Consider the following 13359-nt stretch of genomic DNA (forward strand, 5'->3'; position numbering starts at 1 on the left):
TCTCGCTGCGCAGTGGTGAACGTCATACTGAACGTTGCCGGACGTGTCGTCCGGGTGAAGGCCCTGTCCGAGCCTGTGCACTCGCACGACACAATGCACTGCCCGAGCAAGTTCACCCGATCGGGGGGAAGAAGACTGACGGTGAAGACGAACGCTCCTCCTCGGATGCGGGCGGTACTCCGGAACGGCGAGTTCCGCACGCTCTGGCTGGCCGAGGCCCAGTCCGTGGCGGGCGATCAGCTGACCACCGTCGCCGTGGCGATCACCGTCTACGCACGCACCGGTTCACCGCTGTGGGCGGCGCTCGCCTACGCGATGACCTACCTGCCCGCGCTCGCGGGCGGGCTGGGCCTGGCTCAGCTGGCCGACCGCTACCCGCGCCGCACCGTGCTGTGGAGCTGTGCCGCCGCGCAGGCGGTGGTGGTCGCGGTGATGGCAGTGCCCGGCACCCCGCTGGTCGCGCTGGTCGGGCTGGTGGTGCTCGCGCGCCTGTTCGGCGCGCCGGCCAACGCCGCGCAGAACGCGCTGACCAGGGAGGTGTTCACCTCCGACGAGCTGTACCTGCGCAGCCAGGACCTCCGTGGCATCACCACGAACCTGGCCATGCTGCTCGGGCTGATCGGGGCCGGCGCGCTGGTCACCGCCATCGGCGTGAGCTGGACGCTGGCCATCGACGCGGTCACCTTCGCGATCAGCGCGGTGGCGATCCGGCTGCGGGTGGCGCGCCGCGACGCGGCGGGCAACGGGGACGACCCGTGGTTCGGCGCCATCCGCTGGGTCTCCGGGCAGCGGCGGCTGCGCGTGCTGCTGGGGCTGTCCTGGCTGGTCGGCTTCGCGATGATCCCGGAAGGGCTCGCGGCACCGCTGGCCGAGGAGATCGGCGCGCCGCCGGAGGCCGTCGGCTGGCTGCTCGCCGCGGACCCGCTCGGCTTCATCCTCGGGGTCTTCCTGCTGTCCAACTACGTCCGGGCGGAGGTCCGCCGCCGGGTGATCGGCGTGCTGGCCGTCGTGCCGAACGCGATCCTGCTGATCTTCGCCGTCGATCCGGGCCTGGTGCTGGCGCTGACCGCGCTGGCGCTGGCCGGGGTCGCCGGGGCCTACATAGTCACCGTCGGGGCCACCTTCATCACCTGGGTGCCCAACGAGCTCAGGGGCGGTGCCGGTGGGCTCTACCGCACCGGTCTGCGGGTCACCCAGGGAGTCGGTGCCGCGCTCGGCGGTGCGCTCGCGCAGCTGGCCGGTTCGGCCACCGCGGCGATCGCGATCGGCGGCGCGCTGGGTGTGGTGCTCGGCATTCCGCTGGCCGTGTCATGGGCACGCGCCCGGCGCGGAGCCGAGGCGGACCTCACGGGCTGACATGAACCGCGGTAACGACGACGCCGCCGGCGTCGACAAGACAAGCACCAGGCCATCGCCGTCCGGCGAGGCAACGCTCGAGAACTCAGAAGTCACGGCCGGCCACTCCGAACACCTCCTCGGGGTAATCCATCCAAAATCGACAACAGAATCCGCATCAGAAGTCACGGCCGGTCACGTCCAACACCTCCAAGCACAAGCGCCACCACGAACCCATTACATTCAGAGATCAGAAGTCACGACCCGCCACTGGGAACACCTCCTCGCGGAACAAAACCACACACACCCGCATCGTTCCATTGTCGGTCAAGAAGACGCGGTCAGCATCTTCGCTCATGCACGCCCCGCTGCGACAGTCACAACACCTGGGCACGCATCCCGTCCTGTCTTGCGCTTCCGGTGCCGTGAGATGGTACCGGTCGTGAAGGACGAACCGGTGCCCGCTCGCGTACCGGAAAGGTTACCCAGGTACTCGGGGCCGGGTGGACGGGAGGTGTGCCGATGGCGCTGAAGCCCGGAGACCACCCGCCGCCGTCCACCGGCGAATCCGCCACGGCAGGCGGCACCGCAGCCGGTGCCACCCCCGCCGCGGGCGCGAGCCAGCCGGAATCCCAGCCCGCGACGCGGCCGGATTCCCCGCCCGAATCGCCGTCCGAATCCCGGCCGGATTCGGCAACCGGGAAGAATTCACCGGCACCGGACAGGCATCCTTTCGACCCGCGCGCGTGGGGTATCTGGCAACGGCCGAAGAAGCTGATCGCCTATTTGCTGGTAATGGAGACGATCGCCGCGACCGGGCTGGTTTACGCATTTTCGGTCTCCGATTCCCCGAACGGTCTCGACTGGATCAGGTTCGCCATACTGGTGGCGGGCGCTACCATTCACATCCAATTGACCCAGCGGCAGGAAGAACGGCGCCGGAGTCGTACCAAAACCGTGCTGATCGACCTCACCGCGGTCTGGATCTTCCCGGCCGTGCTGGTCATTCCGGTACCGCTGATCGTCGCATTGGTGGTCATCATCCGGGGGCAGCGCTGGTTCACCGCCCGCCGCCCGGCGCACAACTTCGTCTTCTCCACCATCTCGCACAGCCTGGCCGCGGCGATGGCGCACCTGGCCTTCGCCGACCTCGGCCCGCAGGACTGGACCTCGCTGACCATCGGCGGTTCGCTGCGCGAGTTCGGCCTGGTGGTGCTCACCGCGGCGATCTACGAAGCGATCCAGATCATCTACGTCGGCGGCGCGATCGCGGCCGCCTCCACCACGCGCCCGAACGTGACCACCATCCTGGGCAGCAAGGCGGACAACGTGCTGGAGGCGGTGACCACCGGACTCGGCGCGATGACCGCCATCCTGCTGGTCACCATGCCGCCGACGGTGGCGATCATGGCGGTGGTCACCGTGGTCTTCAACCGGCTCGCCGAGCTGGACCAGCTCCAGAGCGACGTGCGCACCGATCCCAAGACCGGGCTGCTGAACATGCGTGGCTGGTCGGAATCCGCCGAGCGGGCGCTGTCCAGGACCAGCCGCGCGGACGACAGCCTCGCCCTGCTGATGATCGACCTGGACCACTTCAAGTGGATCAACGACACGTTCGGTCACCCCGCCGGGGACGACGTCCTCCGTGCGGTGGCCGAAGCACTCGGTCAGGTGACGCGACCGTCCGATGTGGTCGGCCGCTTCGGCGGCGAGGAGTTCCTCGTGCTGCTGCCCGACATCGACCACACGGCGGCGAAGCTGGCCGCCGAGCGCGTGCTGCACACCATCGCCGCGCTGAGCATCGACAGCACCGACAAGCGCGGCGACCCGACCACCATCTCCGGGCGCACCACCTCGATCGGGGTGGCGCTGCACCCCCGGCACGGGGACACCCTGGAGGCGCTGCTGCAGGCCGCCGACTCGGCGGTCTACGACGCGAAGGAGGGCGGGCGCAACCAGGTCCGCTTCGCCGACGGCAGCACCAGGCGCCCGCCGCCCGAGGACTAGTCCATGCCCGAAGGCCCTCGCCGAAGGTCATAGGTACGGACCAATTACCCGGTTACCGGCAAAGGCCGCCCCGAATACGCGGTGGTCAGGGCATTTTTCCGCCGGGGCGGTTCCACGCAGTGGCAAAAATCCCCTTTACCCGGCCTAGTGCCAATGCACTATTGCCCGGTTCCCCGCCACCGCGACAAAGCCGCCGCCAGCGCCCGCTCCCCTTCTTCGGCCATCGCACGGACCGCCGCGTACTCACGAAGGAGGTCGTGGAACTGGAACACCGACGGCACCGGTTCCCGCACCAAATTCGCCGTTACCAGCCGGGTCAGCACCCGCCCGCCACCGGCGTCCCCGAGCAGGGCGACCGCGGCTTCCGCGGGGAAATCGGTTCCCGGCAGCAGGCTCAGCAGGCGAAACAATCGCCGAGCCCGCGGATCGAGCCGGGCGTAGCTCAGTTCGGCCGCCGCGCGCACCGCCTGCCGCCCGGTCGGCGAGCCCCGCAGCCCGCTGTGCGCGCGGACCGCGGCGTTGTACGCGGCCACTCCGGAGCCGGGTGCGGCGGCCAGATTCGCGGCCGCGATCCGGAGCGCGAGCGGCAGGCGGGCACACAGCGTCACCAATTCGCCCACTGCCGCTGGTGCACAAGTCACCCGTTCGCCACCAAGAATTCCGCCCAGTAGAAGCCGCGCGTCGGCCTCATCGAGCCCTTCGAGCGTCATTCGCCGGGCTCCGTCGATCGCGGCGACCGGTTCGCGGCTGGTGATCAACGTCACACAGGCCGGGTTGCCGGGGAGCAGCGCGCGCACATCGACGTCCCGAGCGGTGTCCAACCCGTCGAGCAGGACGAGCACGGCACGGGTGGCGAGCCGCGCCCGGTACCGGCTCGCCGCCTCCTCGATCCCGCCGGGCACGCCGTCCGGTGGCACGCCGAGCGCACGCAGGAACCGGCCGAGCACCTCCAGCGGACGTGCCTCGCGGAGGTTCGCGTAGAGCTGCCCGTCGGGAAACCGCGCGCGGACGCGATGGGCCCAGCGCACCGCCAGCGCGGTTTTGCCCACTCCCGCCTCGCCCTCCAGCACGGTGACCGGCGCCAGGTGGTCGAGTTGCGCGAGTTCGCCGGTGCGGCCGACAAAACCGACCGCGTCCTGCACGTCGGCGGGCAGTTGCGCGGGCACCGGCTCGCTCACCGCGAGTTCCCCGCGCACCACGCGCAGGTGGGCCGCCCGCAGCTCGGCGCCGGGCTCGACACCGAGTTCGTCGGCCAGCCGCCGCCGGACCCCGGCGAACAGGGCGAGCGCCGCGCCCTGCTGCCCGGACGCCGCCATCGCCAGCATCAGCCGCGCCGACAGCCCTTCGTGCCACGGCTCCTCCTCGGCCAGCGGCTGGAGGTGGTCGACCACGGCGGCGGCCTCCCCGGCGGCGAGCGCGGTGTCGGCGTAGTCGAGCGCGGTCACCAGCCGCCGCCGCGCCACCGCCACCGCGGCCGGGTGCTCCCGCAGGTTCGCCGGCAACCCGGCCAGCACCGGGCCCCGCCACTCCCGCAGCGCCCGCGCGAACAACTCCAGCGCTCGCAGGGGTTCCGCGTGCCGCAGGGCCCGCGCCCGCCGCGCCAACCCGTCGAACCGGTTCAGGTCGAGGTCCGCCACCTCGAGCCGGTAACCGCCGTAACCGGACTGCAGCGCCGGGGCGAACGGACCGCCGTCGGGTTCCAGCACCTTCCGCAGCCCGGACACATAGGTGTGCACCAGGTTCAGGCAGCTCGACGGCGGCCGGTCGCCCCACAGCGCGTCGATGATCTCCGCCCGGTCGACCACCTCACCGGCCCGCAGCGCCAGCAGGGCGAACAGGCACCGCTGCTTGGCGGGCCCCAGCTCCAGCGGGGTGCCGTCCCTGGCCACGGTGAGCGGGCCGAGCACACCGGCCGACAGCTGGTCGGGCGGCAGCCGGAACTGGCCACCGGCCCAGGCCGCGGCCACCGCGCCGGGCAGGTCCAGCGCGTCGGCCAGCCGCCGCAGCGAATCCCGGCGCGGCCGTTCCACCCGGTTCTGCTCCAGGTACCGGATCGCGCGCAGGCTGATGCCCGACCGCTCCGCCAGATCACGCTGGGTCAGCTTCGCCCGGCTGCGGTGCGCGCGCAGCACCGCACCGAACCCACCCTCAACCCGCTCCACGGTGGCTCCCCCGCCCCGTTCGCCGACTACGGCGCCATCTTGGCGCAGCCGGTCCCCGCGACCACCGGCATCGCGGTCCAGACCACCCGAACGGACGCGCCGCTACAAACCTGCGCTTTCCTCGAGTTTGGCTTCAGGCAAGGGAAAATCCGCGGCCGGGCCGACCAGCGCGGCGGCCTGCGCCCGGGTCCGGCAGTCGAGCTTCCGCAGGATCCCGGAAACGTGGTACTTGACCGTGCGCAGGGTCAGCGCGGTCTCCCGCGCGATTTCCGCGTTCGACATGCCCTTCGCCAGGTACCGCACCACCTCCCGCTCGCGCCGGGTCAGCCGCGGGAAGACCTCCGCCAGCTCCCGGCCGGGCGCGGTGAGCTGGTCCAGCACCCGCCGGGTCAGCGGCGCGCCGAGATAGGCACCGGTGCCCGCCACCGCGCACACCGCGTCGCCGATCTCCCGCGTCGGGCTGGACCGCGGTACCGCCCCGCGCGCGCCCGCGCGGATGGCCGCCACCACCAGGTCGTCCTGCCCGTCCCCGGCGAGCAGCAGCGGACGCGGGCGGTGCTCGGCGGCCGGGTCGGTGAGCAGCCTGCTCACCTCGGCCACCGCCAGCTCGTCGATGGTGAGATCGAGCACCACCACGTCGGCGCGCCAGCCGCGGGCGCGGTGGACCAGGTGACGCACGTCGTCGGCGGGGGCGGCGAGCACCAGCCCCGGCCGGGCGGAAAGTTCGACCACGATGTCGGCACGCAGATCACCGTCGCGGACGCAGAGCAGCACCCGCGTCACCGCGGGCGGTACTGGGTAGTTCACGGACAGTCCCCCTCGATTCGGAGATCCGAGGCTAGCCGGGCCGGGGTCGAGTACGGCTGGAGCCGCCGATCACCCACCGCACCCCAGTCCAACGCCCTGACCTGCGAAAATGGTCGCGCGAACGGGTACAAATCGGACAGTCGCTGCCCGAAGGGGCAATTCGGGGTGCCCTTGTGGTTGCGGCGGAACCGCCCGGCGGACCGGTAGCCTGCGCGGAAGACGTCCGGGGGTTATCCGGATGTGCCCACCGAGATCGGACTGAGACCCTGGAGTCCATGACCGCAGCCGCCGACATCCGGCCGGACGCGCCTCGGCGCGTCCGGCTTTCTCTGTCGACCTCGGCCTGGCTCCTGCTCGTGACGCTGATCGTCGTCGGGTTCGGCTTCGTCGCCTCGAGGTCCGCCCCCGTCCCCGACCAGGGCCCGCCGCAGGGCGGTGTCGCCGACGCGCAGCGCGCGGTGGAGGCACTGGTCAACCCCGGCCAGGAGGCCACCGCGCTCGGCCTGCTCCCGGCCGACCTGAACGAGGTGCTCGGGGTGACCGCCGCGGCCGAACCGGCCCGCGACGGCACGATGCGCGCGGTCCACGTCGGCGGCGGCTGCTCGGCGCCGTGGGGTGAGGACAGCACCCGCTGGGACTTCGGCGTCGCCTGCAAGTCCCACGACCTCGGCTACGACCTGCTGCGTTACGCCGACAACCAGGGCCACCCGCTGGACCCGAAGTGGCGTGAGGCGCTCGACGCCCGGCTGTCGGCCGACATGCAGGCCACCTGCGACCTGAACCCGATGGACTCGGCACGCACCTGCCAGGCGGTCGCCTCGCTGTACACCGCCGGGCTGGTGGTCAACTCGTGGCACCAGCGCTGGGGCCCGCCGACCGGCGAGCCGATCGGCCCGATGCTCGCCGGGGTGGCGGTGATCGGCTGCCTGCTGGTGTTCCGGCTGCGTGGCTGGCTGCGGGCCCGGCGTGCCGAACCGCGGGCCACCGGCGCCACCGCCGCGCCCGCCGCGATCCCGCCGGTGCTGCCGTGCGGTCGCTGGATGGTGCTCGCGGTGGCGGCGATCGCCGGGCTGGTGCTCGGTGAGTCGGCGGTCGCGCTGGGGCACTGGGCGGGAGTGCCCGACGGCTGGCTGTGGCCGCTGACCTGGCTGACGCAGCTGGCTCCGGTGTTCTTCTTCGCCGGTGGGCACGCCAACGCGGCGGGCTGGCGGGCGTGCGTGGACAACGGCGGCGGGTACCGCCAGTACCTCGCGCACCGGGCCAGCTGGCTGCTGCGGCCCGCGTTGATCTTCGTGCTGGTCGCCTTCGCCGTGCCGACCGCGCTCGAACTGCTGCACATCCCGGCGGGCACCACCGCGGTGGTCACCCGGATCGCGCTGCACCCGCTGTGGTTGCTCGGCTTCTACCTGCTCACCGTGGTGCTCACCCCGGCGATGTCGGCCCTGCAGCGGCGCCTGCGCTCGGGCTGGCCGGTGGTCACCGCGCTGGCCGCGCTGGTGGTCACCGCCGAGCTGATCGGCTCGCCGATCGCCCGGTACGCGGGCGGGTTCGCGCTGGCGCTGCTCGCCCAGCAGGTCGCCTTCGTGCACACCGGTGCCGGTTCGCCGAAGCGGCTGCCGCTGGTCGCCGGTGCCGCGGGCGGGCTCGGCGCACTGGTGCTGGCCACCACGGCGGGCGGGGTGCCGCCGATGCTGCTCAACGTCTCGGCCGCACCGCCCGCGCTGGCCGCGCCGACGCTGCCCGTGCTGCTGCTCGGGGTTGCCCAGCTGTGCCTGCTCGGGCTGTTCGCCAAGCCGCTGGCCAGGCTCGCCGCCCGCGAGGACGTCGCCAGGGCCGCCGCGCAGGCGCTGCGCGCGCCGATGAGCCTGTACCTCAGCTTCCTCGCCACCATGCTGCTGCTGGTCACCGTGGTCTACCTGCCGGTGAACGTGATCGACGCCTGGGCGTGGCTGACCCACCCGCGCACGATCGCCGCGCTCGGCCTGCTCGCCGGGCCCGCGGTGCTGGTCTTCTGGTGGTTCGAACGCCGGGCGCACAGCCACTCGCCGCACCCGCCCGCCCCGCCGGTGGCCGACGGCGGCTTCGGCAGGCTGCTCGGGCGGTCCGCCGTGGTGCTCGGCCTCGGCTTCGCGGTGATGGGGCTGTTCGGCTTCGCGCTGACCCAGTTCGGCACGCAGTTCGGGCTGGTGCCCGACCCGATCCAGCACCTGGTGCACCTGCTGCTCGGTGTGTTCCTGCTGCACACGCAGCGCATCGGCACCAGCGACACCCCGCTGACCTGGGTGCTCACCGCGATCGCCTGCGTGCCGCCGCTGCTGTCCGCGACGGCCGGGCCGGTGATCGACCGGCTGGGTGTCGCGCTGCACGGGGTGGTCGCCGTGCTGGCCGTTCTTGCCGTCATCGGCACGCTGCTGACCAGGCTGTTCGCCACCCCGGAGGTGGCACGAGCCACGTAGTGGGGGAGTTGCGGCATGATTTCGCGGCACGATGTGCCACGCTGAGATCTCCGGCGCACAACCGTGCGCCGGTGCCGTACGTCTTGATGAGTGAGTAAGGCAAGCGAACCAAGGAGCTGTCCGCGTTGGAGTACCCGCCACGAGATGACCGAGGGGCACGGCGCCCCGCGCGGCCATGGCAGGACGACTCCCCGGCACGCCCCAGATCCGCTTCCGCTCCCCGCGACCTGCCGCCCCGGCGCCCGCCCGCCGGTGGGTCGCGCCCGCCCGTCCGGCGTCCCGAGGCCCGTCGCCCGGCTCCGCCGCCGCCCCCGCCCAGGCGGTCGCGGCGCGGGGTGAAGATCGCGCTGGCGCTGGTGTCGCTGCTGGTGATGAGCCTGACCGGGTACGCGTGGGCGGCGATGCAGGGCCTGGTCAGCGGCCTGACCACGACCGACGTGATCGGTGCCGACGCCGGTGGCGACAAGCCGGCCGACGGCGCGCGCGACATCCTGCTGGTCGGCATGGACAGCCGGACCGACGCGCAGGGCAACCCGCTGCCGAAGGAGGTGCTGGCGCAGCTGCGCGCCGGGGCCGCCGACGGCGAGCTGAACACCGACACGCTGATCTTCGTGCACATCCCGAACGACGGCAGCAAGGCGGTGGCGATCTCGCTGCCGCGTGACTCCTACGTGGACATTCCCGGCGGCTACGGCAAGCACAAGATCAACTCGGCGTACGCCCGCGCGAAGACGGACTCGCGCCGCAAGCTGGAGTCCGAGGGCGTCACCGACCCGCAGCAGCTGGAGCTCCGCAGCAACCAGGAGGGCGCGAAGACCCTGGTCGCCACGGTGGAGAAGCTGACCGGCTCGAAGATCGACAACTACGCATCGATCAACCTGCTCGGCTTCCACGACGTGACCACCGCCATCGGCGGCGTGGACGTCTGCCTGAACGAGGCGGTCAAGGACGAGTTCTCCGGCGCCAACTTCCAGAAGGGCCCGCAGTCGATCTCCGGCGCGGACGCGCTGGCCTTCGTCCGGCAGCGGCACGGCCTGCCGCGCGGTGACCTCGACCGGGTGGTGCGCCAGCAGGTGTTCATGGCCGGGCTGGCCCGCAAGGTGCTCTCGGCCGGCACGCTCGCCGACCCGGTGAAGCTGAACGACCTGGCGGGCGCGCTGCAGAAGTCGGTGGTGCTGAACCAGGGCTGGGACATCGTCGGCTTCGCCCAGCAGATGAAGGGGCTGACCGGCGGGCAGCTGGAGTTCCGCACCATCCCGGTGGTCAACATGGACTACTCCACGCCGGACGACGGCAAGGCCATCCAGGTCGATCCCGGCGAGGTGAAGAAGTTCGTCCAGGGCCTGGCCGGGCCGGCGCCCGCGCCGGAGGCACCGGCCGGGCCGGACAACGCGAAGACCACGGTCGACGTGCGCAACGCCTCCGGGGTGACCGGGCTGGCCGCGAAGGTGTCCGAGGCGCTCACCGGGCAGGGTTTCACCGCGGGTGAGACGTCCAACGCCGCACCCCGCAAGACCAGCGTGGTCCGCTACGGCACCGGCGGTCAGGCGGCGGGCCAGGCGGTGGCGGGTGCGCTGGGTGGTCAGCTCAGCGCCGAGGAGGACCCGACGGTGGCGGCCGGTCACGTGACCGTCTACGTCGGGAGCGACTACTCGGGTGCCGGGGCCAGCTCGCAGGCGGTCGGCTCGACCCCTGCCCGTCAGTTCACCGCACCCCAGCCGCAACAGTCGGCTCCGCAACCGGACGGCTCCGCAGAGCAGCCGATTACCGCCGATGGCGTCACCTGCGTCAACTGACGCTAGGCCATTTGGTCTACCCCATTGCGCCATTCAGGTGGGACAACGTATCGGCTAGAAAACACCCTCCCGAAATCACGTAAGAGAAGCGTTCCTGCCGACTTACATAACCGTGAACACAGCGCGCATTCCAACGGGGGCGTCGGCGCCGGAGTGCGGACAGACGCGCGGTCGAGGCAGGGGACGCGGAGTGAGGATCGACGGAGACATCTATCAGCGGGTCCTCGGTGAAGAGCTTCGCAAGCTCCGTCGACGGCGCGGCTGGACGCGCAAGGAGCTGAACCAGCACCTGCAGAGCGACATCTCGCTGCAGACGCTCGCCACTTATGAACTCGGTACCCGCCAGTGCTCGGTGGTGCGGCTGGTCGAGCTGTGCCTGACGATGGACGAACTGCCGCAGGACCTGCTGGCCAGAGTGCACCGGCGGGTGTTCACCGACGAGCCCGGCCGGGTGCGGCTGGACCTGCGGCAGGTGGTCGCCGACACGCAGCCCGAGCTGCTGCCGCTGCGCCGGTGGGCGGAGGGCAGGCTGAACCACGGCAACTCGGCGCGGGAAATCCAGCTCGACGAGGCGGCGATCAAGCAACTGGCCGCCCTGTGCGGCCTGGGCCCGGCGGACCTGGTGGGCCGCCTGCGCACCCTTTCCACCCCACCCGCCGGCTGACCCGACGCGCGGGCGCTGCCGCAGCCGATCCTGACCGCCTGCGGACGCCACCCCCGCCGACCACGACCCCCGGCTGGCGCCGCCACCCGCGGCGTCGCCCCAGCCGACGGCGACCACCGGGCAGCCGCCGCCGACCGCCCCCAACCCGCCCCGCGGGCCCCGACCCCTCGGACACGAATGTGGCTTTCGGGGCGGATTTCGCCCCCAAAGCCGCATTCGTGTCCAGCTCCGCCGCCAGCCACCCGCCGCCAAAGCTGCCGCTGCCCAGACACCGGCCCGCCCAAACTCCGCCCGCCCAGAGTCCGCCCGCCCAGAGTCCGCCCGCCCAGACACCGCCCGTCCAGAGTCCGCCCGCCAAGACGTCCGCCAGCAAGACCGCCGCCGCCAAGACCGCCGCTCCCGAAGACGTGCGCGCCCCCAGCACCGCCCCCGTTGGGGGTCGCGCCACCGGCGTCCCGGGCCGTCCTCCCTCGGCCCGGGGCGCCACCCCCTCGGCGTGCAATGAAAGCCACGTTCATAGCGCCTGACGCTATGAAAGCCACATTCATTGCACGGACCCCGGCCTACCCCCGCGCCTGTCCGACCAGCTGGAAGTCCGCCGGGTTCACGCGCCGGGTGCGCAGCCAGTACCGCCAGGTGAAGCCCGGCCAGATGGTCCGGTTCACCCCCTGCGCGTCCAGGTACCAGCTGCGGCAGCCGCCCTGCGTCCAGATCCCGCGCTCCAGCTGCCCCTGGATCTCGGCGTTGAACCGCTCCTGCACCACCTGCCGCGGCTCGATCGAGCCCGAGCCCGTCCGCTCCACCAGCCGGATCGCGTCGCTGATGTACTCGGTCTGCGACTCGATCATGAACACCACCGAGTTGTGCCCCAGCCCGGTGTTCGGCCCGAGCAGGAAGAACAGGTTCGGGTAGCCGGAAACGGTGATGCCGAGATGGGTCCGCATGCCGTCGGCGGCCCATTCCTTGTTCAGCCTGCGCCCGTCGACGCCGGTGATCTCCAGGTAGTCGAAGGCGTCGGTGACGTGGAACCCGGTGCCGTAGATGATCGCGTCGATCTCGCGCTCCACCCCCGCCGTGTCGACCACGCTGTGCGCCTTGACCTCGGCGATGCCGTCGGTGACCACCTCGACGTCGTCACGCGCGAGCGCCGGGTAGTAGTCGTTGGAGATGAGCACCCGCTTGCAGCCGAGCGTGTAGTCCGGGGTGACCTTCCGCCGCAGCTCCGGGTCCTTGATCGCCTTCTTGATCTGCGCCTTCGCCAGCTGCTGCGCGAGCTTCATCAGCCACGGACGGCCGTTGAACCCGACCGCGCGCACCTCGAGCATCCAGTACAGCAGGCTGCGGTAGAGCCGCTGCGCGCCCGGCACGCGCGCGAACAGGGTTTTCATCCAGTCCGGCATCTCGTGGTCCGGCTTGGGCATGATCCACGGCGGGGTCCGCTGGAACAGGTGCACGGCCGCGGTTTCCTCGGCGATCTTCGGCACGAACTGGACCGCGCTGGCCCCGGTGCCGACCACCGCGACGCGCTTGCCGCGCAGGTCGTAGTCGTGGTCCCACTGCGCGGAGTGGAACGCGCGTCCCTCGAACTTCTCGATGCCGGGCAGGTCCGGGATCTGCGGGAGGTGCAGCGCGCCGACCCCGGCCACCAGGAACCGCGCGACGAACTCGTCGCCGGCCGCGGTGGTGACGTGCCAGCGCTGCTCGTCGGCGTCCCAGCGCGCGGCGGTCATCTCCTGACCGAAGCGGACGTAGGAGTAGAGGTCGTATTTGCGGGCGAACCCGCGCAGGTACGCCCAGATCTCCGGCTGCGGCGAGAACGCGCGCGACCACGACGGGTTCTGCTCGAAGGAGAACGAGTACATGTGCGACTGGATGTCGCAGGCGCAGCCCGGATAGGTGTTGTCACGCCAGGTGCCGCCGACCTCGTCCGCCTTCTCGAGGATGACGAAGTCCGTCCTGCCCTGCTTGCGGAGCTTCGCGGCCATCCCGAGGCCCGAGAAGCCGGTCCCGATGATCAGCACACCGGTTTCGTCGCGCTGGTTCATGCCCTGCCTCCACACCGTTTTACTGTTACCCGGAGTCCATCTTACTCGGAGTAGGTTACCGGCGGTAGATGGTCGGTAGAGTGGGCC

8 protein-coding genes are annotated in these 13359 nt (G+C 71.6%); 5 read left to right on the top strand and 3 right to left on the bottom strand.

Annotation, left to right across the window (positions count from 1 at the left end):
- Positions 1 to 165: 165 nt before the first annotated feature.
- Together A4R43_RS21245 and A4R43_RS21250 are read left to right on the top strand one after the other, a co-directional pair.
- Positions 166 to 1356 carry an MFS transporter gene (locus A4R43_RS21245; protein ID WP_113693939.1) on the top strand — a complete coding sequence of 397 codons (1191 nt, stop codon included), beginning with the start codon at positions 166 to 168 and terminating at the stop codon, positions 1354 to 1356.
- Positions 1357 to 1857: 501 nt separating this feature from the next.
- Positions 1858 to 3342, top strand: a complete 1485-nt coding sequence (locus A4R43_RS21250; protein ID WP_113693940.1) for a GGDEF domain-containing protein — start codon at positions 1858 to 1860, stop codon at positions 3340 to 3342.
- A 158-nt stretch (positions 3343 to 3500) separates the two neighbouring features.
- On the opposite strand, the gene A4R43_RS21255 is transcribed toward A4R43_RS21250, so the two are convergent.
- Together A4R43_RS21255 and A4R43_RS21260 are read right to left on the bottom strand one after the other, a co-directional pair.
- On the bottom strand, positions 3501 to 5504 hold the full coding sequence (locus A4R43_RS21255; RefSeq protein WP_113693941.1) for a BTAD domain-containing putative transcriptional regulator: 2004 nt from the start codon (positions 5502 to 5504) through the stop codon (positions 3501 to 3503).
- A gap of 102 nt (positions 5505 to 5606) precedes the next feature.
- A complete protein-coding gene (locus A4R43_RS21260) occupies positions 5607 to 6311 on the bottom strand; it encodes a helix-turn-helix transcriptional regulator (protein WP_162788534.1) in 705 nt (234 codons plus the stop codon).
- 275 nt (positions 6312 to 6586) lie between these two features.
- On the opposite strand from A4R43_RS21260, the gene A4R43_RS21265 reads away from it, so the two are divergent.
- The 3 genes from A4R43_RS21265 (at position 6587) to A4R43_RS21275 (ending at position 11227) form a co-directional block, all read left to right on the top strand.
- A complete protein-coding gene (locus A4R43_RS21265) occupies positions 6587 to 8767 on the top strand; it encodes a phospholipase A2 (RefSeq protein WP_113693943.1) in 2181 nt (726 codons plus the stop codon).
- A gap of 125 nt (positions 8768 to 8892) precedes the next feature.
- Positions 8893 to 10563: an LCP family protein gene (locus A4R43_RS21270; protein ID WP_113693944.1), complete on the top strand. Its 1671-nt coding sequence runs from the start codon at positions 8893 to 8895 to the stop codon at positions 10561 to 10563.
- 190 nt (positions 10564 to 10753) lie between these two features.
- Positions 10754 to 11227: a helix-turn-helix domain-containing protein gene (locus tag A4R43_RS21275; protein WP_113693945.1), complete on the top strand. Its 474-nt coding sequence runs from the start codon at positions 10754 to 10756 to the stop codon at positions 11225 to 11227.
- A gap of 563 nt (positions 11228 to 11790) precedes the next feature.
- Here A4R43_RS21275 and A4R43_RS21280 read toward each other — a convergent pair.
- Positions 11791 to 13272 (bottom strand): flavin-containing monooxygenase, encoded by a 1482-nt coding sequence (locus tag A4R43_RS21280; RefSeq protein WP_113693946.1) that lies wholly within the window; start codon positions 13270 to 13272, stop codon positions 11791 to 11793.
- Positions 13273 to 13359: the final 87 nt, after the last annotated feature.

It is taken from the genome of Amycolatopsis albispora (assembly GCF_003312875.1).
In the GTDB taxonomy this organism is placed as follows: Bacteria; Actinomycetota; Actinomycetes; order Mycobacteriales; family Pseudonocardiaceae; genus Amycolatopsis; species Amycolatopsis albispora.

Excerpts from the sequence above, each read along its gene's own strand:
- A4R43_RS21280 (WP_113693946.1), bottom strand. The coding sequence starts at position 13,272 with ATGAACCAGCGCGACGAAACCGGTGTGCTGATCATCGGGACCGGCTTC.
- A4R43_RS21245 (WP_113693939.1), top strand. The coding sequence starts at position 166 with ATGCGGGCGGTACTCCGGAACGGCGAGTTCCGCACGCTCTGGCTGGCC.
- A4R43_RS21250 (WP_113693940.1), top strand. The coding sequence starts at position 1,858 with ATGGCGCTGAAGCCCGGAGACCACCCGCCGCCGTCCACCGGCGAATCC.
- A4R43_RS21265 (WP_113693943.1), top strand. The coding sequence starts at position 6,587 with ATGACCGCAGCCGCCGACATCCGGCCGGACGCGCCTCGGCGCGTCCGG.